The 23,370-nt window shown below is 59.7% G+C and carries 17 protein-coding genes and 5 pseudogenes; 11 read left to right on the forward strand and 11 right to left on the reverse strand.

Annotated elements, in window-relative coordinates:
• Positions 1-565 precede the first annotated feature (565 nt).
• Both SB772_RS29245 and SB772_RS29250 read left to right on the forward strand, forming a co-directional pair.
• The gene (locus SB772_RS29245; protein ID WP_410836653.1) at positions 566-1,534 is read left to right on the forward strand and encodes a quinone oxidoreductase family protein; all 969 of its coding nucleotides are present in this window, start codon (positions 566-568) and stop codon (positions 1,532-1,534) included.
• Positions 1,535-2,039: 505 nt separating this feature from the next.
• On the forward strand, positions 2,040-3,233 hold the full coding sequence (locus tag SB772_RS29250) for a GGDEF domain-containing protein (RefSeq protein WP_410836654.1): 1,194 nt from the start codon (positions 2,040-2,042) through the stop codon (positions 3,231-3,233).
• Positions 3,234-3,777: 544 nt separating this feature from the next.
• On the opposite strand, the gene SB772_RS29255 is transcribed toward SB772_RS29250, so the two are convergent.
• Complete coding sequence (locus tag SB772_RS29255) at positions 3,778-4,089, reverse strand: DUF4148 domain-containing protein (protein WP_410836655.1); 312 nt, start codon at positions 4,087-4,089, stop codon at positions 3,778-3,780.
• 168 nt (positions 4,090-4,257) lie between these two features.
• Between SB772_RS29255 and SB772_RS29260 the strand changes: the two genes are divergently transcribed.
• The 4 genes and pseudogenes from SB772_RS29260 to SB772_RS29275 all read left to right on the forward strand — a co-directional run.
• A complete protein-coding gene (locus tag SB772_RS29260; RefSeq protein WP_410836656.1) occupies positions 4,258-5,118 on the forward strand; it encodes a methyl-accepting chemotaxis protein in 861 nt (286 codons plus the stop codon).
• Positions 5,022-5,573: pseudogene (locus SB772_RS29265) on the forward strand (STAS domain-containing protein); the annotation flags it as partial. The gene SB772_RS29260 and the pseudogene SB772_RS29265, both read left to right, overlap by 97 nt.
• 47 nt (positions 5,574-5,620) lie before the next feature.
• Positions 5,621-5,848: a hypothetical protein gene (locus tag SB772_RS29270; RefSeq protein WP_410836657.1), complete on the forward strand. Its 228-nt coding sequence runs from the start codon at positions 5,621-5,623 to the stop codon at positions 5,846-5,848.
• 80 nt (positions 5,849-5,928) lie between these two features.
• Positions 5,929-6,210 (forward strand): annotated as a pseudogene (locus SB772_RS29275) (carbonic anhydrase); the annotation flags it as partial.
• A 616-nt stretch (positions 6,211-6,826) separates the two neighbouring features.
• Here SB772_RS29275 and SB772_RS29280 read toward each other — a convergent pair.
• From SB772_RS29280 to SB772_RS29300, 5 genes and pseudogenes are all read right to left on the reverse strand, one after another.
• Positions 6,827-8,032 carry a porin gene (locus SB772_RS29280; protein WP_410836658.1) on the reverse strand — a complete coding sequence of 402 codons (1,206 nt, stop codon included), beginning with the start codon at positions 8,030-8,032 and terminating at the stop codon, positions 6,827-6,829.
• A gap of 458 nt (positions 8,033-8,490) precedes the next feature.
• Positions 8,491-8,904: a DoxX family protein gene (locus SB772_RS29285; protein ID WP_410836659.1), complete on the reverse strand. Its 414-nt coding sequence runs from the start codon at positions 8,902-8,904 to the stop codon at positions 8,491-8,493.
• Between the two features lie 116 nt (positions 8,905-9,020).
• Entirely contained in the window at positions 9,021-9,623 is a 603-nt protein-coding gene (gene wrbA / locus SB772_RS29290; protein ID WP_410836660.1) for an NAD(P)H:quinone oxidoreductase, read from the reverse strand.
• Between the two features lie 680 nt (positions 9,624-10,303).
• Positions 10,304-10,759 (reverse strand): annotated as a pseudogene (locus SB772_RS29295) (LysR substrate-binding domain-containing protein); the annotation flags it as partial.
• A gap of 30 nt (positions 10,760-10,789) precedes the next feature.
• Positions 10,790-10,951: pseudogene (locus SB772_RS29300) on the reverse strand (IS30 family transposase); the annotation flags it as partial.
• Here SB772_RS29300 and SB772_RS29305 point away from each other — a divergent pair.
• The 3 genes from SB772_RS29305 to SB772_RS29315 all read left to right on the forward strand — a co-directional run bounded on the left by SB772_RS29305 (position 10,941) and on the right by SB772_RS29315 (position 12,909).
• Positions 10,941-11,630: an SDR family NAD(P)-dependent oxidoreductase gene (locus SB772_RS29305; RefSeq protein WP_410836661.1), complete on the forward strand. Its 690-nt coding sequence runs from the start codon at positions 10,941-10,943 to the stop codon at positions 11,628-11,630. The pseudogene SB772_RS29300 and the gene SB772_RS29305 overlap by 11 nt on opposite strands.
• Positions 11,631-11,701: 71 nt before the next feature.
• Positions 11,702-12,301, forward strand: a complete 600-nt coding sequence (locus tag SB772_RS29310; RefSeq protein ID WP_410836662.1) for an NADPH-dependent F420 reductase — start codon at positions 11,702-11,704, stop codon at positions 12,299-12,301.
• A gap of 191 nt (positions 12,302-12,492) precedes the next feature.
• Complete coding sequence (locus SB772_RS29315; protein WP_410836663.1) at positions 12,493-12,909, forward strand: nuclear transport factor 2 family protein; 417 nt, start codon at positions 12,493-12,495, stop codon at positions 12,907-12,909.
• A 409-nt stretch (positions 12,910-13,318) separates the two neighbouring features.
• Here SB772_RS29315 and SB772_RS29320 read toward each other — a convergent pair whose 3' ends face one another.
• From SB772_RS29320 to SB772_RS29330, 3 genes are all read right to left on the reverse strand, one after another.
• The gene (locus tag SB772_RS29320; RefSeq protein WP_410836664.1) at positions 13,319-14,350 is read right to left on the reverse strand and encodes a substrate-binding protein; all 1,032 of its coding nucleotides are present in this window, start codon (positions 14,348-14,350) and stop codon (positions 13,319-13,321) included.
• Positions 14,351-15,547: 1,197 nt separating this feature from the next.
• On the reverse strand, positions 15,548-16,156 hold the full coding sequence (locus SB772_RS29325) for a hypothetical protein (protein WP_410836665.1): 609 nt from the start codon (positions 16,154-16,156) through the stop codon (positions 15,548-15,550).
• A 21-nt stretch (positions 16,157-16,177) separates the two neighbouring features.
• Complete coding sequence (locus tag SB772_RS29330) at positions 16,178-18,715, reverse strand: mechanosensitive ion channel family protein (protein ID WP_410836666.1); 2,538 nt, start codon at positions 18,713-18,715, stop codon at positions 16,178-16,180.
• Positions 18,716-19,423: 708 nt separating this feature from the next.
• Between SB772_RS29330 and SB772_RS29335 the strand changes: the two genes are divergently transcribed.
• The gene (locus SB772_RS29335; protein WP_410836667.1) at positions 19,424-20,251 is read left to right on the forward strand and encodes a hypothetical protein; all 828 of its coding nucleotides are present in this window, start codon (positions 19,424-19,426) and stop codon (positions 20,249-20,251) included.
• A 196-nt stretch (positions 20,252-20,447) separates the two neighbouring features.
• Here SB772_RS29335 and SB772_RS29340 read toward each other — a convergent pair whose 3' ends face one another.
• Both SB772_RS29340 and cax read right to left on the reverse strand, forming a co-directional pair.
• Complete coding sequence (locus SB772_RS29340; RefSeq protein ID WP_410836795.1) at positions 20,448-20,717, reverse strand: hypothetical protein; 270 nt, start codon at positions 20,715-20,717, stop codon at positions 20,448-20,450.
• A gap of 399 nt (positions 20,718-21,116) precedes the next feature.
• Positions 21,117-22,190 (reverse strand): calcium/proton exchanger, encoded by a 1,074-nt coding sequence (cax, locus tag SB772_RS29345; protein ID WP_410836668.1) that lies wholly within the window; start codon positions 22,188-22,190, stop codon positions 21,117-21,119.
• 596 nt (positions 22,191-22,786) lie between these two features.
• Between cax and SB772_RS29350 the strand changes: the two are divergent.
• A pseudogene (locus SB772_RS29350) lies at positions 22,787-23,218 on the forward strand (recombinase family protein); the annotation flags it as partial.
• Positions 23,219-23,370 lie beyond the last annotated feature (152 nt).

Here is a 23,370-nt window from a genome sequence, read left to right on the forward strand (position 1 = left end):
TCAATGACAAGCGGGTTGAATATCTGCCGTCGCTCGAATGGCGACATCACCGACGCAGCCAACGACAGCTACTGGCCGGGTGCAGCCTCATGCAATGAGCATACGCGGCCTGAACCTCACAAGGCTGCGATCGGCAGCACGCGACCCACAACAGCCATTCAAAATTCTCTATAGTGGCCGTTCGCAACGCCAAATGGTCGCCATTACCCAACAGGTCCGGGCGAGGTTGCAGCAACCCATTAGTTCACCGACGCAGACAGGCAAGAGGTCAAAGAAGTCTTTCTCAGGCAGGCCGCTGCCGCCACGGCGCATGACATCGTGGCGTTCGAGCGCGTACTGGCATCAGCTAACGTCGAGAGCATCAAGATTGTTCCTCTGACCCCAGACGTTGCCGAAGTGTACGCCCCTACGCAGATTACGCTCGGCGCTTCGGAAGCGTCGGCCAGGACCGCCCCGTTCCTCGTCTATGAAGTTGCTGTCCGAACCTCCGAAGGCTGGCGTGTCGCATCGATCGTGCCGGTGCCTGCGCAGTAGATCCCATTGTCTCTTTCGAGGAGAGCAAGAGATGAAAGCTGCTGTCTACTATCAGAATGGCGGACCCGAGGTTTTCCGTTATGAAGATGTTGCCGAACCGGTCTGCGGGCCTGATGAAGTCCTGATACGCGTCGAAGCAATCTCGATCGAGGGTGGTGATCTCGTCAACCGCGAGATTCGCCCACTCGCCCGCGTGCCCCACGTCGTCGGGTACCAATGTGCGGGCACTATCACCGAAGCAGGTCGCGATGTGCGTAACCGGCGTGTCGGTGATCGGGTCGTCGCCATTCTCAGTTGGGGCTCTCATGCGCAATATGCAGCGGCTCCTGCAGCGGACACATGGATTATCCCGGAAAACCTTAATCTGGATACGGCCGCCGCCATCCCGGTTGCGTGGGGTACGGCGTATGAGTGCCTGTTTACCGCCGGTAAGCTCAAGCAGGCTGAAACTGTGCTGATTCACGCGGGGGCGGGTGCGTTGGGACTGGCGGCGATCCAGCTCGCCAAGCGTGCCGGAGCCCGAGTTCTGGCCACAGCTTCCGACGATTCCCGCCTGGAACAACTCAAGCCTTTCGGCCTGGACCTGGGCATCAATTATAAAAACGACGATTTTGTCGAGAAGGTGATGGTCGATACCAATGGACGAGGAGCCGACGTCGTTCTGGACAGCATCGCAGGGAAGAACCTCACTCGCAGCATTCAGTCACTGGCCTATGGCGGGCGTGCCATCACTGTGGGCGTCTCGGGCCGCGACAATGAAAAGCTCGACCCCGTCACGCTTTGGCGAGGCAACAACAGCTTGCACGGCGTGTACTTCCCCAGCTCCCTTGACCGAGAGCACGAACGCGTCCACGCTCAGGTGCAGCAAATTCTCGCGACTGCCGCTCGTGGTGAACTGAGAGTCGTCATCGATCAGGTGTTTCCACTGGAGCAAGCCGAACAAGCGCATCAATATGTGCTGAGCCGGCGCGCCTTCGGTCGCGTATTGTTGCGCCCGTGAGCTCGCGAGAAGCTGGAGACCAGAAAGCCGACGTTCGCACGAGTGCACGAGCATATGCAGACGAGCGTACGCTTCGGCCGATAAGCCGTTCGCCCCGGTCCCAACGCGAAGGACCGTTGTTTGAGCGGAGCGGCCGTTTGAATGGCCGTCTAAGCACGAAGGCGAACGGCTGTAGTTGGCCGGTTGCACCCGCCGAGCCACGACGCCACAAAGCCGTCAATGGCCGGCGGAATGTTTTTTTGAGCGGCGGCTTACGGTGCAGGAGGCTGAATGCGGACAATCGGCCATGAAGCGACGCTCACGCATAGCGGCTGGGCGTCCGCTTACCGATGACTTGCTGCCGATCACAAAGACGAAAGTTGCGGAAATATGACATCCGGATTGTACTGGCGACGAAATTTTTTCCGGTACGATATGCGTTTTGAGCGAAAATCGCCGATGTGGCTGCGTGACCTCGTCTCACGCCAGTGCCCTCACGAATCGCAGTCTTTTTTGTCAAGCCGCCATGTCTACCCCGACCGCTCTTATCGGCATCGCGATTCTGTCTTGCCTAATGAGCGTCGCCGTTCTTGGCTCGCTGCTTCAGGCACAAATCCCTGGGATACGCCATTGGTGTGTGGCAAGTGGTCTGGTGGCTGTCACGGCTACTCTCATCCTTTTGCGAAGGTCTGATACTGTCGAAACGGGCGCGAGCGCATTGCTGGTTGTGGCATCGCTCCTGGCGCTTCAGGGCTTCCGACGATTCTTTCATCTGCGGCCATCGTCTATGTGGGAATATGGCGCTCTCGGTGCAATACTGCCTGGACTCGTCTATTGGACCTACGTATCGCCTCACGTTGATGCCCGAGTTGCGGTGATATCGGGATTTCTAGCCTATGTACGGTTTGTTATCGGTTGGGTGGTGCAGCGGTACCGACCGGCGGGCCGACCCAAATATAGCTACCACTTCGTGTCTGTTGCCGCAGTCCTGGGGGCAGTTGTCCACGCAGTCCGTTGTATCGCATACGGACTCGGTCTGGCGCATGAAACTACTTTTCTGGAGGCGACGCCGATAAACGTTGCGTTTCTCGGCATGGTGATACTGACGTTGCCATGCCTGTCAATTGGTATGGTTATGCTGGCTCATGACCGGCTAGCGGAGCGGATGGAGCGACTGGCTACCATCGACGATTTGACGGGCGTGCTCGGAAGGCGGGCTTTCATCGCACGGGCCGAGGCGTTGTTTGGCCAGGCAAAGACGGCAAAGTCGAAGCTGTCTATCGCTATTTTGGACATTGATAACTTTAAGGGCATCAATGACAGATACGGACACGCAGTTGGTGACCGGGTCCTTGCACATGTCGCTTCGACAATATCGGGCGAAACACGGCAAACCGATGTCCTTGGTCGCATTGGCGGTGAGGAGTTCGCGCTGCTGCTTCCACTGACTGGGAAAGAGGACGCCGCGCGCCTAACAAACCGGTTACGCGCAATCGTCGCAGCGTCTGTTTCGCACGCTCCGGCCAGTGATGTTGTATGCACACTCAGCGCTGGCGTCGACGAGTTCGGTGCCTGCGATACCCTTGTCTCAGTGATGGCGAGAGCCGACGCAGCGCTCTATGCCGCAAAAGCCAACGGAAGAAACTGCGTGATGCTAGCAGGGTCATCGCAGGACCGACGGGACGAACCCACAGAAGCGACCGCCTCAAATCAGTCCTGAAACGGACGTCTGCAGTTCGTTCCCCAGCAACTCAGACGGGTCGGTCTCCGCCCGACGCAACCTATCCTATGCCGCAACATTCAGCAGCGGCTGCATCGAACCGGGTTCGGCTAAGAAGCGTCATTCGCTCAGACACAGGCGTCGGTTGCACTCAGGCCGGCCATTCAATTCGCAAGTGCTGCTTGTCGATGCCCAATCAGAAGGCGTGGCAATGCGGACGGCTGCGAGGACGACGGCGGCTGAAAAGAAGCCAGGCGTCCTGATAAAGCGCCCGGCCCATCCAACACGAGTTCTGACCGTCGGGGATTTCACCGGCCAGAACCTTCGCCATGCTCTGTGCACGTGAGCATCCGCGCTGCCTGAATCCGGTGCAGCGTCATAAACCGCATTGATACAACGCAGCGGTCCCTGTTAGACCGGATCATCCCGATGATGAGCGAAGCGAAGGTGGCTCCGGGTCGTTGGCGGCACACCGCTGCGCTGCAATGCACGCACGGTTGCTGCGCGCTAAGTCTGAAGAGGTCCGTAGTGGCTACGGGGCTTCTCACCCGGGTTGAAACTGCTGGCAATCCGTTTCGAACCAATGGTCGACCAGGCGCTGCGCGGCGTGTAGATTCTCTGGGAACTTTGGGTCGTCGTTCCATGGTGACGGGTTGTAGCCCGCTTTCCTCAGGGCCGAGAGCTCGCTTTGTTGTTGCGCCCTTGTCGGAGGCGCGTTGCTTCTAAGCGCGGCAAGGTCACGGCACTCTGTTGGGCTCAGATGTGGCCCACTTTGTGGCACGCCGGCAGCGGCACATCCAGTCAGCAGGAGCGCCAACGCAGCAAGCGTCGAGCAGTTTCTCGGGAGGTTTTCCATAGCGCATCTCCAGGTGTCCGACTGGCGCAACGCAAGCGGTGCGATGCCGCCGGTCGCGCTGACTTCCGCGTTTATTTTGCCTTAAGTCCAGTCACCGGATTATTTTTTATCAATCGTGCGCTTGCGCTGGTCCGCTTCCTACTTCTTGCCTCCCCTTTTAATGCTTCCATGTTCAAGAATCTAAGTATCCGTGGGCGCCTGGCACTGGCGATGGGTTTTCTCGGCGTGCTGCTGATCCTGGGCGGCGTCATGGGCGTCGTCGGCGTCTCGATGAGCAACGCCGATGTGCAGGAGCTGTATTCCAACCAGCTGGCCTCTTCCGAGGCGGTTCGCACGCGCGACGAGATGGGACAGCTGATGGCCGGCCTGCAGGCGATGCAACGCAAACTGGTGCAGACGATCAGTGTCGTACGGGACGGCTCCCGGTCGATCGACATCGCCGCGCAGGAAATCTCGGCCGGCAACCTGGACCTGTCGCAACGGACCGAAGAGCAGGCCGCCTCGCTGGAGCAAACTGCCTCGTCCATGGAGGAACTGACGTCGACGGTCCGCCAGAACGCCGACAACGCGAAGCAGGCCAACCAGGTGGTGACGAGTACGGCGCTGCTGACCGAGCAGGGCAATCAGGCGACGCAGGAAGTCGTCCAGACGATCCGGGGTCTGTCCGACGCATCCACCAAGATTGCGGAAATCACCAGCGTGATTGAAGGGATCGCATTTCAGACCAATATCCTGTCCCTGAACGCGGCCGTCGAAGCAGCGCGCGCCGGCGAGCAGGGGCGCGGTTTTGCGGTGGTCGCCAGTGAGGTGCGCTCGCTGGCCCAGCGCAGCGCCACCGCGTTGCGGGAAATCAAGGAGCTGATTACGGATTCGCTGGGCCGCGTCGAAACGGGCGCGCGGCAGGTCGATCGCGCCAGCCAGGCGATGGAGGATATCGAATCCAGCAATGGGAGTTCTGGCTCTCCGTTGTCTGCTTCGCGGGCGTCGCCGTTTTCGGTGCGATTCCCGGCATCTGCATTGCAATCGTGATCGCGGTCATCGAGTTTCTCTGGGACGGTTGGCGTCCCCATTACGCCATTCTCGGGCGTGTGGAAGATCTGCGCGGCTACCATGACATCAAGCGCTATCCACATGCCACGCGGATTCCGGGGCTGCTGCTGTTTCGCTGGGATGCGCCGTTGTTCTTTGCAAATGCCGAGCTTTTCCAGGAATGCCTGCTGAAAGCCGTCGATGAGTCATCGACGCCCGTGCGCAGGATCGTAGTGGCCGCTGAACCCGTAACCAGTATCGACGTGACCTCAGCGGACATGTTACGGGAACTGATTCGAATACTGGGCGAGCGCGATATCGCATTGCACTTCGCCGAAATGAAATACCCGGTGCGCGACAAGCTCAGACGTTTCAAAATGTTGGACATCGTCGGCGATGAGCGATTTCATCCTACCGTGGGCAGTGCAGTCGACGACTACGTCGACCAGCACTGAGCGTGATCGCTCGTCCGCTAGCGCGCGATCGTAGGGAGACGGCGAACATGGACTGGAATCGCTGGTATAGCTTGACGAGCTACCTGAGATCGTCGCTGTGGACGGTGCCGCTCATTGCAGTTGCGGTCTATGCCATGGTCAAACCGCTGACTGAAGTGATGGGCAGATGGATGATGATAGAAGGGATGCTCGATCCGAAAACCGGCTTCCTCGGGCTGTCCATGATTGGGGCGCGGTCGTTCGTCGGTGACATCGTTTCCGCAGACCTGGCGTGAACCTGGAAAGGCTGGTGGCCGAGGCACGGCGCGCTAACGCCGTCATCGAATTCGTGCCGCAAGTCGGTGATTTCGTCGCGGACGCAGCGTTTCGTCTCGAACAAGAAGGTCCGCTCAATGACAGGCTGAAACCGCACGATCAATTGTCGCAACTCAACGTACGTGTGCAGCTTGAGCACCCGATGACATACCCGATCGTCCGCCAGCAGGTCACGGCCGGGGCAGTGGTATTGAGCGGCGGGTGCTTCGACATCACGACTGGCGACATGTTTGCCTATGAGCGCACGAACCGCTCATGCGAAGTCATCGACCGCGCGATGGCTGATCGGATGATTGCACGCCTTGCCGCACGGGTGCGGTGAGGGTGCGTGAAAGCTCTGCTGCATAAATGTCTTTTCGGATCTATGGGCTAGCCGTCGTGAGAATGGCCTCCCTTAGAAGGCTGATCCGCAGACATGACTGACATGTTCTGTACACGAAGGACCGCTGTCTGGCGCGTAGCCGACATTTGAACGCTCCCGCGAAGCCGCGAACCAACGTCCGTAGATGGCCGACCTCCGCCCGATGCCGCCGCACGCATGAACTCCCAAGCTGCCCATCGCGCAGAAGACCGTAGCCGACCCTCTCCGGTCGTTCGCATTCTTGAGGTCCGAATGACAGCTTCCGAGTGCATCTAAGACGTTCATTGCGTCTGCTTGCGAACCGCCTGTTGAGCGTGCACCCCTAGCTAGGTAAACAGGAAGCATCGAAATGAACACTGCAAAGAACACATCGACGTTCGAGGCTGCGTCGACGCCAGAACCTTCACCTTCCGGACGCAAGCGCTTACTGATCCACCTGGCGATCCAAAGCCGACGCGGCATGTTCTAGCGGATTTGCGACGCATGCTGCCCCTGGCAATATCAGTCCTTGCTCGTCGCGAGATTGACGAAGCCGCGATCTCGCCGTGGAGGTCGTTTCAGACTCAATGGCAGCTGGCTAGAACTTGTGGTGGATGCCCAGGCTGATCACTTCCTGCGAGCTCGATCCCGATGAGTACCCATAGCTGGCGACTGATGCGTTTGCCGTGACCGTATGTGTCGCGTCGATGCGCTGGGTGCCATTCGCATGCTGGTAAGCGCCGATCAGATAGACACCCGTGCGCTTCGACAGACTGTACTCCGCGCCCAGCGAGACCTGGTTGTACGTCGCCGATGTGTCGCCCGCTCCGTGTGTATAGGTGTATCCGGCGCCAAGCAATGTGACGGGTGTTACCTGATAGCCAACGTAACCGGCCGCCACGTTGAAGCGCTCCGTCGAAGCGAAAGCCGAAAAACCGTCGGGCTTGTACGTGGCATTGCTATAGCGTGCGTTGAATGTGAAAAGCCCCGTCACATACTGCGCAGCAACCGAACCGATACCGACCGATTTGGCGGATGCATACGCAATGTTGATGATCGATATGAACGTGGCGTCCGACGTCACGCCTGTGCCCCATCCCGGCGGTGTACCGGCCGCGCCCGGAGTGGCTGGAACGAATCCCCGGCCGGCAAGCGTCGATGCATTGTCCATGCGGATGTACCCGGCCGCGACGCTGAACGGTCCCGTTCCCCAGGTTGCCGCAGCTGACCAGGTCTGTCCCGAGCCCGTCGAACCGGCCACGCCCCCAAACGCGTACATCGCTTCGAACTGGAAGCCGTCCAGCACCGGCGATGCATACTTGACCGCGTTGTTGGTGCGTGAACTGTTGTCGTTGTTATCAACGTCGCCGGGCGTGGCAAACGTGCCGCCAAAGATATCGTCGGCCGTCAGCGGCTGGACGAGGTCGACGACGGGATCATACTGGCGCCCGAACGTCAGCGTGCCAAGGCGGGTATCGCTTGCTCCGACCCACGCCTCGCTGCCGAACAGCTTGGATCCAGTCTGGTACGAAGAACTCGCGCCGGTGTTGATATTGAAGCTGGCAACCACCTTGAAAATGGCCGTCAACCCGCCACCCAGGTCTTCCTTACCCTGGAGTCCCCAGCGGTTGGCGTGCAGATTGCTGCCTGCCAGCTTCCACAGGTTGTCGTTGTGCGGATTGGCATTGTGCACGAACTGCAATGCTTCATCGAGCACGCCAAACAGGGTCACGCTGCTCTGGGCATGCGCTGTACCGATACCCCACAGTATCAGGGGCAGGACTGGCAGTATGAGCTTTTTCATACCACTCTCCGTTTGAATACCCGAACGCTGACCTTTCCACGTTTGGCAAACTGTCGAGGGGACCTGTCGTCAACGAGATGCAGGTCGGCAACACGGTCGGGATGGTGATGGACTTCTGGTGCTCCACCGAACCCGCCCGCGAAGAACTTCTGTCGCTGGCGCGAACCGTAAGCGCAATTCTGCGCGCGTCATTCTTTGTCGGCGTAGCTGACACGGTTGTGTCTACCTTGCGACTTTTGGATTCCGTCCGCTTTTCCGCGAGAAGGCCTCACCAATACCGAGTTGAGCGTGGACGAATGCGTGCAGTCGTTAGCAGTGGGAGGCCCAAAGTGATTGCGGCTTCGCGTTTGCCGGGTCGCGCGCTGTCTCCGCTGACGGGAAAGTATGAAGTCGTCGATCGACGAATCGTTCTTCGGTCTTGATAAGTCGCGCTTCGTCTGCGCACTTGCGCTACATCACTATTTCCTGTCGAGCGAGTATTTCCCGGGACCCGTTGCGCATAGAAGAAGCAGGCCGCCGATAATGCTGATGTTCTTGTAGAAGTTAATCATGTTCGCATACTGCTCCATGCCCGTCATGGTCCAGTAGTGATGGCCGATCAATGCAGTGCCGAGGGTATAGAGCGCAAGCAGCAGCGCGATCGGACGGGTATAAAAGCCTACGACGATCGCGATGCCCGCGACGAATTCCATGACGACCGCGATGATTGCGGCGAGTGTCGGCGCAGGCACCCCCGCCGATGTCATATAGGCGGCTGTGCCGGAGAAGCCGGTCAGCTTTTGCCAGCCAAAATAGACAAACAGAACCATCAGCAGCAGGCGGGCTACCAGAAAGACTTCGTCTTTGCGCTGTTCGAGAGAGAAGTATCGCATGGTCATTTTCACCGCATATTCGATCGTGTTAGTTATGTGAGATGCCTGCGGCGGTCAGACGCGCTCCTCTAGCCGCGCTGACGCGCCCCGGCATCTTCGTCTTGATTGCGCAGTGTTCAATGGAAGAGCCGCGCCGCCAGTTCGGCGACGTGCTTGCCTTGATACCGGGCAATATCGAGCTCGTTAGGAGAGGGTTGTCGGCTGCCGTCTGCGCCCGCGAGCGTGGTTGCGCCATAAGGCGTGCCGCCCGTGATTTCGTTCATGTTGGTCAGCCCGCTGCACGCATACGGCACGCCGACGATCACCATCCCTTGGTGCAGGAGCGTGGAATGAAACGAGGTGATCGTGGTTTCCTGGCCGCCGTGCTGTGTGCCCGTCGACGCGAACACACTGCCGATCTTGCCGACGAGGGCGCCTTTCATCCATAGACCACCCGTCTGGTCAAGAAAGGTCCGCATCTGGCCTGCCATGTTGCCGAATCGCGTGGGCGTTCCGAAGATGATCGCGTCATACCCCGCGAGTTCGTCCGGTGTGGCGACTTCCGCTGACTGGTTCAGCTTGACGCCGGTTGCTTTCGCCTGCTCGTCGGGGATCGTTTCAGGCACCCGCTTGAGCGTTACCTCGGTGCCAGGCACGGCCCGGGCGCCCTCCGCCACCGCGTTGGCCATCGTTTCGATGTGTCCGTACATCGAGTAATACAAAACCAGTACCTTTGCCATCTCTTCCTCCGGGTACACAGTCATTAAATGATCATCAGCGAGAGAAATCGTCGCGATTACCGCTTCCGAACAATGACCTCGTTCCTGATTTCCGCAGACCGAGACCAGAAACGGGCAATCAAACGCCCGTGCCAAAGAGACAGAATAGGGGACCCGTGCGGATGCCGATATTGGACCTTGGTCTCATTCAGCTGGCGGAGCACATCGCTTTTTGTGAATAGTTGGTAGTGGACATTCCCTTACCGAAGGAATCGTTGCGTTTTATCCAAGGTCTACGCCTTTCGATAAGCTTACCGCGCGAGCGGCATGGTCCTCGGCCGACGACGCGACCTACACCGTGGGTAAGCGAAGGGCAGTTATCCGTGTGAAGCCGCCGTTTGAGTGTCTCTCTGGGCGACCGGCGAACGGCGGGAGATGGCCGGAAATGGACAGACGAGCTACGCGCGCGGTTCGGCCTTAGCCACGGTCACCCTTCAGGCGCCGCGCGGCGGCTGCTCGTCCCTTTGCAGTCGTTGGCGGTCCGGTGGTGGTGAACGTCGGCGTCCGACAAGAGTGAATGAGTCTTCGCGACCCGTTGCAGCCGTTGAAGATTTCAGAACGCACCAGCCGTTTATCTACCTTGCGGACATCCGTCGAGGAGCAGCAGGCCTTGCTGGCTGTTGCTCACGCGTAGCGGCCCTTCACGCTTTTTTGCCTGCGCGTGAGACGGAGCGCTTGCTGGCACCCTTTGAAAAGCGATGACGATTGCCAAGGAGCGCAACCAGCCGCGTCTCGCATTCGGAAAACGAGTACCCGCGCCGCTGCGAGATCATAAACGTGAGGGCGCGCATGTGCCATGCGCGCCGTTGGAGTTCGACAAGTGTTCCGTTCGCGAGGTCTTCCGCAACCACGTGATGCGGCATGTGCCCCCAGCATAAGCTGCCTCTGAGCAAATCGTGCTTCGCGCCGAGGTCATTCACCAGCCACTGGCGTTCACCGGCGACCCCCTGTTGTGTCTTTTCCGCATCGGGCTGATTGTCGGTTACGACGAGCTGGATGTGCCGGCCAAATTCCTCCCGCGGGATCGGCCCCGCGATTGCGGCCAGCGGATGCGATGGCGCACAGACGGTCACCATTTGCGCTTCACATAAATGCTGGGCGGTTTCAAGAGTGAAGCGCAACAGGGGCTAATGAATGGAAGCTGAGGTTATCGAAGCGGTTGCGAGCATACGTTCGAAGACCTCGAATGGCGAATGAAATGCATGGGTAGCGCGAGGTCGGCTGTTGAGGCTGTCGGCGATGGCATCGAGTTCGTCCTGACTGTAGATCGAGAGGTCAGTGCCCTTCGGCCGCGCCGCAGCAAAGCGCTTCATCGAGGAGGGCGCCTTCGTCTTCATCTTCGGCCGGCGGCAGGAAGCACTCGAGGCCGCTGTTGCCGACCTCGGACCCAATGCCCGCGCGGTGAAGGGCTCGGTCTCCGATCTGGCCGACCTCGACCGAGTCTACGCGGCGGTGAAGGCCGAGCGCGGAGCCCTCGACATCGTTTTCGCCAATGCCGGGGCGGGAGGCCAGCTTGCGCTAGGCAAGATCACCGCCGAGCACATCGACGAAACATTCGACACCAACGTAAAGGGTACGATCTTCACGGTACAGAAGGCGCTGCCGCTGATGGGCAAGGGCGGTTCGATAATCCTGACCGGATCGAGCGCCGGCACCACGGGCGCCCCGGCAATGAGCGCCTACAGCGCGAGCAAGGCGGCAGTGCGCAACCTCGCACGGACCTGGGCGGAGGACCTGAAGGGCACCGGCATCCGGGTCAACGTGCTGTCACCCGGGGCGACGGCGACCGAACTCGCGAAGGAAGCGCTAGGCGAGGAAGGCCAGAAGGTCTTCGCCTCGATGACTCCGCTCCAGCGCATGGCCGATCCGGCAGAGATCGCAGCGGCGGCCGCCTTTCTCGCGTCGCCGGACAGCAGTTTCATGACCGCCAGCGAGGTTGCCGTTGACGGCGGCCTTGCGCAACTCTGACACGCTACGCTCGCCGGTCACTCCATTCGATATTCGGAGCCCGTAGGGCGTCGCACACCGAAGGAAAATATATGAGCTACGCAATTATTGGCTTCGGCAAGATCGGCCAGGCGCTTGCCAGGGCGTTTGCCCGAAGCGGCATCGAAGTATCCGTTGCAACCACTCGCGACCCGGAAAGCTTTGCATCCGCTGCGGCCGCGATCGGACCCGAGATCATTCCCAAAAAACTGGCGGAAGCGGTCAAGGCGGACATCGTCTTTTTGGCTGTCCGTTTCGAGTCGTACCGGGATGTCGCGAAGGCGCTGCCTACCTGGAAGGGCAAGACCATCGTCGATGTCACCAATGCCTACGGCGTGCCCCCTGAGGAACTGGGTGGACAACCTTCTTCCAGGGCCGTCGCGCAGGCCTTCACTGGTGGAAGACTGGTTAAGGGCTTCAATCATTTGGGCGCTGCCGTCCTGGACCAGGATCCGGCCGTACACGGTGGCAGGAGAGTCGTGTTCCTGGCGAGCGACGATGACGGCGCCGCAACGGAGATCGGTGCGCTTGCGGAAAATCTCGGTTTCTCGCCGATCAAACTTGGTGCGCTTTCGGAAGGTGGACTGCTTGTGCAGGCGCGTGGAAATAGCTGGGGGCAACTGATCTTTAAGGACCTGATCAAGTTCGACTGATGAGTCGTGGTCGCAAATTTCGATGCGATCCCGCCTCGTGGATAAAGGTCCAACCACAGTTTGATTGAAGCGAGCGCGACGAGCGGTGAGCCACGCTCCGCTCATCTGGCGCCACGTCCTCGCCGGCAAATCCACAAGGTAGCCGATTAGATCGGACACGATCCGATAAAAGGAAAAAATGGAGAGATTCAATGAGCATCGAAGAGAATATTCAGATCGTGAAGGATTTCTTCACAGCGATAGGCAGCGGCGATAAGCAAGGTCTGCTGGCGTTGGTTGCCGAAGATATTGAGTGGATCATTCCGGGCGAAGACTGGCCGCTGGCCGGCACGCACCGCGGGCACGCGGGATTGGCGAAAGTGCTTCAGAAGGCTTCCGACGAGGTGGAAATGACGTATCCGAAGCCTCCCGAATTCGTGGCGCAGGGAGACCGGGTTCTGGTCGTCGGCGTCGCTATGGGGAAAATCAAAGCCACCAACAGGACGTTCAAGGACGACTGGGTATTCGCCATTACCGTTCGAAATGGCAAACTGACGAATATCCGGGAATATATCGACACGCAAGCACTGGCGCGGGCCTCCGGGACGGACGCGAGCCCCGAGCCCTGAACCATCGAGATCGATACCACACAACGTCGAATTCGCCGCCTGAATGTCGCGATAAGACCGAAGGTTGATGTCTTTTGTTGGCCGGGAAGACTGACTGGTCAATAAGGAAAGCTGATGCTCGCCGGTGCCGAGTCGCGAATGTCGGCAAAGCGACCTGGAATGGCCGCACGTTCCTGACTGGCGACTGTCGGCCTCGGCCGAACCGCAGCCCCCGGAAAGCTGGCGTGAATGGCCGGGCCACTCTGGCAGCGGACGTTCCCGTCGCGCTAAAGCTCATCGCGCCCTATACCGGTGGTGTGGGCGTTTTGCCCGGTCTGATCCTGCAGTCGCCGCGTGAATCATTTCCAAAAATGGACGCCTCGCCATCATCCAATCACCGGATCAATTCTCAGTAGTCCTCTTGAGCTGCTCAATCTATGCCTGGCATGCACTCCTTCGGATCAATGACCCCAAGGCTCTTGACGATCCTGAAATTGCCGTTTACTGCCTGGGCAATGTACATGTTCATTCGAACGTGATGCTGGCCGGGAACCATTTCAGCTGGACCACCCGGGCCCTTAGCGATCTTTGCGTGGTCTAGTGCCTTAAGGACATCTTCCTGCCTTAGCGAGCCTGCCTCATTCACAGCAGCCTCCCAGAGCCTCAGGCCTCGGTACGTGCCTGAACACGCACTTCCAGCAGTGAACCTGGCATTGCCTGGGTAGAGCTTGTCGTACTGATCGATCAATGTCCTACTGAAGGAATCGCTGACGTTTTGGTAGTAATCGAGGCAACTGTACAGACCCTCCACGTGTGCGGCTGGCACCAGGTTCAGGAAGTTCTCGTCGAAATACGTGCAGACTATGCATCCACCTCGCTTCGTAAAGCCAGAATCGTAAAGCTGCTCGAGGAATGGTGTGAGCCCAGGGGGCACGGTCGTATTGAATACCACCTGCGTACCGCTGGACGTGATCTTGTCAATAGTCTTGCTGTAATCAGTGTGATCAAGGGGAAAGTACTCCTCTCCGACTATCGCGCCACCGTTAGCCGTGACAACCTGGCGAACCTTCTTATTCATCGTGTGTGGCCAAATATAGTCAGCTGACGGCATGTAGAATTTCTTCGCACCCGTTTCTTGCATCAACCACGGTATGAGAGGTTCAACCTGCTGCGCCGGCGCCGGGCCGGTACAGAAGATGAGCGGGTCACATTCCTGTCCCTCGTATTGCTCTGGGTAAATATAAAGCTTCTTGCCATTCACTACAGCGGACCGCTTGATAGCCTGCCTCGTGGAGCTATAAATGCCACCGAAGATCACATCGACTTGATCTTGCTGGACGAGCTTGGCAGCTTTGGCTTCCGCTACGCTATCTGTAGTTGCACTGTCCTCAAGGTACAGATCTATCTGCCGCCCCAAGCTTTCGAATGGTGTACTCGCCCATGTGTTGGCGTGGCCTGACATATCTCCCGTCTTTGGGAAACATGCTCACCCATACCAGCCTGAGCTTCAGTTCCTTGGGATGTCAGCTGTGACGGCGTTCTTTAACCATAGGTGCTCTCCCTCCCGCACCCAACCAGCATAGGTCAATTCTGTCAGAGGCGCATCAGGCTCCAAAACGCCACTACGGCTGCAAGACCGGGTTCTAGCCGCATTCTGTAAAGAACGAACGTCCTGGAATGCTTGTTGCGTACCCTAACTTGTCCAGTGCGCAGATGCTGGGGAGGAAATATGTATGGCCATTCTTGCGAACCGTATCGGGGGCACGGCGTTTACGTCGAGGTAACCGAGAATCAATCCGTGTCGTTCAACGGTGCCGAGCGGCGTTACTCAGTCGCGTGGTACGTGTATAGGCGGGAGCCCTTCATCCACGCAAACGTGATTGCACGTTTTGCCGAATCGGTTGAATTTTTGTCCACTGACGAGGCAGTACGATACGCAGAGGGGCGCGCGCATACGTTCGTCGATTGCCAATCGGCCATAGACGCGCTGTAGTCTTATTCGACTGCGCTTCGCCGGGCTGCGGGCACGATGCTCAGGTTCGGTGGGCCCATTATGCCCTCACACACGATTTACGCGACAGGGCCGATTGGATCACGTTTCCCCGAAATCGCTGATCACGCGCCGCGAAATACACTCACCGCGGTCCACCGCAAGTAATAGCATTGTTGGAGCCGCTGCCTAGCGGGTCGGCTACGGAAGTTCAGCTTTCGCCCGAGGCCCGCGCTGTTCGGGCTGACCGCGTACTTCCGGATTCGGCCATCAACCGTCATTCGCCAGCATGCCGTCTATGACCGCTTCATGTAGCAATGCGGCCACACAAGTGGATCCCGAATCGCTTCAACCCAGCCACGGGCGTAGGGCTGCGCGGCGTCTGTAGCACTTTCGTAGGACTCACCGCCAAAAACACACGTTGGACCTCTCGTTTTCTGCGTCATCGGTGGCTGTGGCACAATCCAAAAAAGTACACCCAGCCTCAGGCGACGCTTTGGCCTGGAGCAGTGGATAGTCAGGAACGCACACCGCGTTCGCACCGTCGGCTGTTGGCCCACCAGGTGCTCACACCATCGATACTCACGGCCCGGATTCGGCTCTTGGAACAACCCCACGATCGCGCCCTCCAGATACTGCATGGATGTGCAGTGTAACTATCGGCGTACTTCACACCACGTGGTCGATCCAGCTGTTGCTTCTTCCTCTATTTAATTTTCCCAATACCTCGGCAGGGCGGCCGGAGGTTACGACGAGGCCGCAGTGGACCGCGAGCTCGGGCAATTCCTGAAGTGGGCGACCGACGAGGAACTTGAGGAGATTCACGACATCGCTCAGCGCCTGTCGGCCGACGGCGCGCCGAAGATGACCGACGACACGCGTGCATTCGATATCTGCGTGGCAATCGTGCAGCGCATGAACCTCGGCACGGCCGAAGGAGCGAACCATGAAATCGCTTCTAGTCCGGATCGCCATATGCCCAGACCCCGGCTCCCGGCACCGTAGATCGTGCAATGGCCGCTCGAAGCCCACCGCCCGCTTGTCGAACTGGGTGCGCGCCACGTCAAGCGGCTGGAGCTTCCTGTGGTCGCCGCGGAGTTGCGCGCGTATGGGTCGCGCGAGCAGGCGGATGTCATCGGGTTTCGCGCCAGCGCTTCCCTGCTCCTCGATGTGAAGTGCAGCCGCCAGGACTTCTTTGCTGACTTCCGCAAGCCTGAGCGAACGGCAGGAGGCCTGGGTGTCTACCGCTTCAACCTGTGCCCAGCCGGACTGATACACCCGGATGAGGTCCCGCGCGTCTCAGGGACGTTCGGTATCGCTCCCGGGGGAATTGGTCGACGATTTGGAACCTTTCTGGGCCGCCGGTGGCTGCGTCCCGGGTGACTCCTTGAGCACCCGCAGTTCCAACGGCGCGGTGCTAGCCAGCCGGCGTGCGGCCTCACTGTTTGCATCGATCGCTTGTCCGCTCTCGTCCTGGGCGCCATCGTCAGGCTGCGACCATGCGTTTGGTCCGTTCGGCGGGGTGTGAAGCCGCATATGCGGCACCGGAATCTCAATGCCCGCCTCGTCCATCTTGCGCTTGAGCCGCGCGTTAAAAGCGCGCGCCACGCTCCACTGCTGAAGCGGACGCGTCTTGATCTGCCCTTTCACAACCATCCAGTTGGCCTCAAAGCGGTCGAGCCCCCACACTTCGATCGGCGCAAGTATCTCGTCGCGCAGGCGAAAGTCTACCTGCAGCTCGGCGCCCACTTCCACAATCATGCGTGTGACCTCATCGAGCTCAACGGAGAACGGCACCCGTACCTCAAATAGCGCGTTGGCGAAGTCGCGCGACAGGTTCTTCACAATCTTGATCTGCGAAAAGGGAATGGTGTGAACCGCGCCTTGTCCGTCCCGCAACCGGACCGTCCGGATCGTCAGGTCCATGACGGTGCCCGCGTGGCTGCCGTCAATCTCAATCCAGTCACCAACAGAGATCGTCTCCTCGACAATGATGAAGAGCCCAGTGATCAGATCGGTGACGAGCGCCTTCGCCCCGAAGCCGACTGCAAGACCGATCACGCCAGCACCCGCAAGGAGAGGCGTCAGATTCACGCCCAGAGTGGCGGCGGCAGTGATGGCGGCGAGGGTCGCAATCGTCGTGAAAACTGCGTTGCGAACGAGCGGCAACATCGTGCGTGCGCGCACGCCGGGGTCGAGTGCCTTGTTCCGCGAACTGCTCGGGCCCAGCGCGTTGAGAATTGCGGTGTCGCAAAGTATCCATATGAACCAGGCGCCGAAGACCGTCGCGATGACTGTAACCAGCGCGTGCTTGAAACTGGGTGTCATCGCACTGTGCTTGATCATCCGCGCGATCGGACCGCTCCACAGGTCCACTTCGAATTGAATGAACGCGAGCCACATCAGAAGGACGAGCAGCGTGCTCGCGAAGCGCAAGAGTCTCATCAGGTGCGGCGCGCGGCGGTGTGCGCGGGTGTCCCTTCGACGCGTCACGTGCATCAGCAGCGCCGACACGAACAGCGTGAGCACGAGTAACAGCGCACTGAGAAGCGACGGCTGTAATACGTTCTCTTCCGAACCACGCGCGTCAATGATCGCGACGACCGACGCGATCGCGATTAAAAGGATCGGAATGTGCCACAACGATGCGAGGATATCGAGCGCTTCCGTGGCGAGTTTGTGGTCACGCCTTCGCGCATACGGGCGATTGCGTATCAGATGCGTTACGGGGCGCTGGTAAGCGAGTGCGAAATAACCGATCAGGACGGCCGCCGCCACGTTTGCGGATGCCGACACGAGCCCGGCGAGATTCACGCCGAGCAGGCCTGTGACGTGCGGATTGGCCGTCGCGTCACCGAGCGCACCACATGCGCCAATCGCGAAAAGCGGCCAGCGGCTTTGCGCGAGCAGTTGATGAACTGCGACACGCCGGTGTGCCGTGTTGAACGCCGAGAACACGATCAGGCAGATCGCCGAGAAGATCGAGCCCGCGACTATGGCGTAGACAATCACAAGCCCCAGCGTGCTGCCGAGCGCGTCAGGCATTCCCCGCATGAACAGCGCCACCGCCACGAATCCGACGATCCATGGCCCCGTCCGCCAAAATGCAAATCTCAACAGTTCGAACGAGGTTGGACTCGGTTCGAGCGCGACCTTCCAGCCATAACGCGCACTGATGCGCCGCCGCAGATAGATCAGCAAGCCAGCGCACGCGCCCCAGCCTGCAAGCGTCGCGATCATGCCAAGCAGAACCTGGCCGAACGAGTCCCCGCTTCCGCCTCTGAGAATGGTCCACAGTTCGTTGGCCGCCGCGCTCGCGCGGGCCGCCCAGTAATGCAAGGGTGTGCGGCCCTCGCTCAGATCCGTCTCGACAGACGCAATGCCTGACGCAATCACGCCGAGCAGATCGCTGTTACCTTGTCCGGACGATGCTGGCGCAGCGGGTGCGGCACTTTGGGTACCTTCACGAAGCGCCTTCAGATGGGCGACCAGCGCCTTGCGTTGAGGAACGCTCTCGAGCGTGCCGATCAGGCTGTCGAGCGAGCGCGCCAGTTCGGCCTGACTGGCAGGCGATGGTGCCGATGCAGCCTGCGCCGCCGAGGCTGGCGGCGCGGAACCACCCGTCACATTGTTGATGAGGTTTTCCAGCCCGGCAGGCAGTGCCACAGCTGCCGCCGGATTGATGGCTGCCGTCGACAGAACGAGGAAGCTGGTCACGGACAGCCATAAGCAGGCGCACCTAATGGCGCGCCACGCGCCTGCATGTAAAACAGCGCGAGCCGGCAGTCTGGCGAAGACCATGGCACGGCTGGATTCACACTGCAAAGATGCGGTCATGGAGGTCCCTTCCGAAAGGTCACCCCTGTGAGAGCCGGGTCGCCCGGCAAACGCTTTCGCGAAAAGCCCTGCCGCGCCCGAACTGTGCTTCGTGCCGCCACTACGGCCTAAAGCATACATCACCACAAACCCATGCCCCCTCGCCCCTCTCGAACGAAGGACACAGCGAAGGTCTCCGCGCATCACCGGACACGACGGCTTCCCGTCGATCTCCTGCGCCGATATATCCCGGGCGAAACGTTGCTATTCTCCGCATTGCTCACGCTTCTACCGCCTGATCGAGTAGGCCAAGATGCTGACCATAGTGCACTTTCGTGCGATACCCACTGAGCATGGTGAATGTCCGCTCACCGCTGGCGAACAGTCACCACGGAATCGCGAACTGTATGTCCGTAACGGGTCGACTCCGGTCTTAGGTTTCGCTCGCAACCGGCCATGTATTGCGGGCGGCAGTTAGGGGCGGCGGGATGCGCTGGCCTGCGATAGGATTGACGAGCGTCCCGTGCTTCTTGCTTCTGATCCAAAATGCCTTCACAGTCTCTGTTGCGCGGAATCTCTTTACTAGCTGCAACTACTCCGCGCCGTACTGCAGGCGGTTTCGCAAAAAAGCACCGGTGCTGGGAGCTCGACGGCGTGCAACCCACATCACGCAGAATGCCATGCCGCGTCATACCAACCAACGGGCGCTATCCCGCGAAGAGACAGGAGATGAGCACCATGGCTCGACGGTCAAAATGTATCGCCGCGTTAACGACGGCTGCAATAAGTGGCTGGGCTTCCGCGACCGCCTCTCTTCCGAGCGACGCCGGCGCGCAGTGGCAGATCGCAGTGGGGCCTTACCTGTGGTTGCCCACCGTGAACGGGACGTTGCGGTTCACGGTGCCCGGCGGCGGCGCCGACGCGTCTAGCGGGCCGTACAACTATCTGCAGAACCTCAGATTCGCTTTGATGCTGCAGGGGGAGGCGCGCAAGGGTGAGTGGAGTGTTTTCGCCGACACTATTTACCTTAACTTCGGCCGGCATGAGAGCTCTGTCAATGCGACGAGTGGTGTCCTCGGCACGCGTGAAACACAACAGGACGTTCAGACGAGTTTCGCGGGAACGCTGGTCCAACTGGGCGGCAGTCGCACTGTCTTGCGGCAGGAATGGGGACACGTCGATGCGATCGCGGGGATGCGCTATCTTGGTGTGAAAGGAACACTCGACGCCGCAATCGGTGCGACAGTTGGCTCGATACCCGAGGCCAGTTCGGACTTTCATGTTGCGCAGGTGCAGAATATCTTCAATGGTTTTGCGGGCGTGCGCGGACGTGCAACTATCACTCGGGACGGCGCCTGGTACATCCCTTTCTATCTCGACGTGGGGACGGGCACCTCAAAGTTCACATGGCAGGCGCTGACAGGGCTGGCCTACGCGGCAAAGCGGGTCGACTTCGGCCTGCTCTATCGGTACCTCGCATTTTACGGCAAGGGTAATCAACTTGTACAAACCCTGCGCTTTAGCGGCCCAAGCGTGAATGTGACCTTCAAGTTCTGATCGCGTTTTGGCGGCCGTTCAAATCGCAAGACGCTGGTGGCAGCCGACTCGATTTTGCAACACGGTCTGCCTGAAAAGAGAGACAGCGCAACGCGGCGTTGCACCGGGCGAAACGGGCACGCCCACTATAAGGGTCGCCGGGCGGCCGATGCATGCTTCGCTGCTGGCGGGCACGGCATTCGACCGGCACTCTTCGTCAGTACTTGATGTCCCGTTTTTCCTGGCGGCCTTCCTGCTTCGTATCGCGCTTGTCCTGCCGGCACTGGGAGTTGCTCTTCTGGTTTGCGGCCCGGCAGTCGACCTTGCCCGAGCGCGCTTCCTGTTTGGCAGCCTGGTTTGCGTTCCTGCCTTGTTGGCGCTGTTGCGACTGGTTGGTGGCCAGGGCAGCGCCCGATAGCGCCAGGAGTCCGGCGGCGGCCAGCATTGCGCCCGTCCGCCTCCAAAGTCCGTTTCTTGATTCGACCATTTTCACGCTCCTCCGTGCTTGGTTGAAACGGCGGTCAGCTGTCGCGCCAAGCCGCCTTCGCATGCTCGTAGAGAGCCAGACCCAAACAAGCCTTCTCCGATAAGCGAGCATCCATTAGCCGCGGTCCATGATGGCACGAATCAGCGCCGCCGGGAGCGGATTCCCATGCCGAAGCCACGACCGGTCATGTCTCGCCCGACGGCGCGGGACCGGCATCGCCACGATGCTCCCCAGCCATCTTCAGACATTAGACTTGGGCCGCTGGATGACCGCTCCCGGGCGGTTTTCTGACCGTCGATTCCCCTGTGATGCAGGCAGTCGAGGCGGCGCGCCGGGACCCGGCTCATTACGTCTTGTCCGTCGCGTCGCCTGCGCTCATCAAGATGACCCGTACGCGCCTTAGCTCGGCAAGAAGAAAAAGGTGAGAGCCAAGGCGAAATACACGACCAGCAGTTGCGCGCCCTTGAACCAATCGGAGCGACCATCGCCTGATATCTGCGCCGTGACCAGCACGGACAGGACGACGATCAGGATAAGGCCAGGACGAAAGGCCAGATCCATCGGGGCCGGGCCGAGAAAATGGCTCGCGATGATGAGGACGGGCGCCACGAAAAGTGCGACCTGCACGCTCGATCCGGCTGCAATGGAAAACGACAGGTCCAGGCGATTGTTCAATGCCGCGGTGATCGCCGTCGCATGCTCGGCTGCGTTGCCCAGAATCGCGACCACGAAGGCGCCGACGAAGACGTCGCTGAAGCCGAACTCGTGCACCATGGGTTCGATCGAGCCCACCATGATTTCGCTCATCCACGCGGTCCCGACCGTGGCTGCGGCCAGTACCGCCACCGCGCGGCTGACCGAGTGGGACGCCTTCTCCTCGGCCTTTTCGGGCAGGCCGTCCTCGGCCGTGTCGGAACTCCGGAACTGCCCGGGATGGGTGATGAGCGAGAACACCAGGTACAGCACGTAGAGGAGAAGGAGCACGACGCAAAATGAGACGCTGAGCCGGTGAAGCATCACCGATGTCGTGCCCGCTGCAGCCTGGAAGGCGGCGGGAAGAACAAGCGCGACGGCCGCGAGCATGAGCATCGTCGCGTGCGAGCGCGCGCCGAGTGGATTGAAATGCTGCTCGGGATAGCGTACCCCTCCGGCCAGCATCGCGGCGCCGAGCACCAGCAGGATGTTCCCGACCACGGAACCGATGATGGATGCTTCCACGACCTGATGGAGCCCGGCATGCAATGCGACGAACGCAATGATCAGCTCGGCGGCGTTGCCAAAGGTCGCATTGAGAAGTCCCCCGACGCCTTCGCCCATGCGATCCGCCAGTTGCTCGGTGGCTTGGCCCATCCACCCGGCAAGGGGTAGGATGGCCAGGGAGGAGGTGATGAAAACGAGAACATACTGATGGGCGGCGAGGAATTCCAGCGCAATCGCTATCGGAACAAAGATAAGAAGCACATTAATCCACATGGGTCCCTCCGGCCTCTCCTGTGTGCGCTGTCAACGTGCCTCAGCGTCTCGAAACATTCGGTACGCGTTCGGCCTCTCGCCGAACGTCGTGCTCCGTGCCGAACGTGCCCGATTGCCCGGTTCATGAGCTTACGTTGTAGAAGCCACCCGATTTGTGCGAACGAGCGGAGCTTTCGCAAGGAAATAGCGCGAAAGCCTTACCTCTCATCCCACTCTGAAATTCTTTCAGCGCGGCCAAGCTGACCGCTTGCGCAAGAGATGGTTGCACGATTTTTTCAGGAAAGTAATCCGACCTTGGTCGTATGAAACGAACGGCTTCGATTGCGTCAGGTATTGGACGACGTGCCCGTGCGGCGGCCGATGAATATTTCGTAGCCCGCAGGGGCCTTCGCTTGCGCGGAGCCGCTCAGACGATCCGTCTGCTTCTTTTCTCGATTGACTACAGGATCAGCCTCCTGGCGGCCGCTTTTGAGCGTGGTGGTAACATTCAAAAAAACAAACTGAAGGGCGGAATTGGGTCGATCAGCGACATTCGGAACGCCACCTGGACCGCGCGTACGAAAACGTCCGGATTCTGACGGGCCCCCCCGGTTGAAGGCTTCGCGCGTCTGCTGGATCGACTTGAACCTGGCGATGTGCTCATTGTCACGAAGCTTGATCGCCTCGGCCGTAATGCGATGGACGTACGCTCGACGGTAGAGCGCCTCGCGATTGATGACGTTCGCGTCCATTGTCTCGCTCTTGGAGGCGTGGACCTAACAAGTGCCGCCGGGAAGATGACCATGGGCGTTCTCATCGCGGTTGCAGAGTTCGAGCGTGACTTGCTGATCGAACGTACTCACGCCGGGATCGTGCGCGCCCGTGCAGAAGGAACGGTGATGGGACGCCCTCCGGCGTTGACGGCTATGCAGCAGGCCGAAGTCATGCAGCGTTTGGCAGCGGGCGAATCCGTCTCTCAGCTCGCGCGCGATTACGCCACAACGCGGCAATCCATCATGCGAGTAAGGCGAAAGGCAGAGCCGGTCTGACGTTATGCGTCAAATAGCGCTGGAGTTTCCCCGCCATTTATCGCCGAAGATCACAGCTACGCCCCCTGCAAGCAGCTTAGCGTACGATTTTTTCCGAATTCTGAGACGCCCCCTATACGAAAGCGATCTCAGTGAGTCTTGCCAAAACGAGC

Source organism: Paraburkholderia sp. SIMBA_030 (assembly GCF_046535245.1).
Lineage (GTDB): Bacteria > Pseudomonadota > Gammaproteobacteria > Burkholderiales > Burkholderiaceae > Paraburkholderia.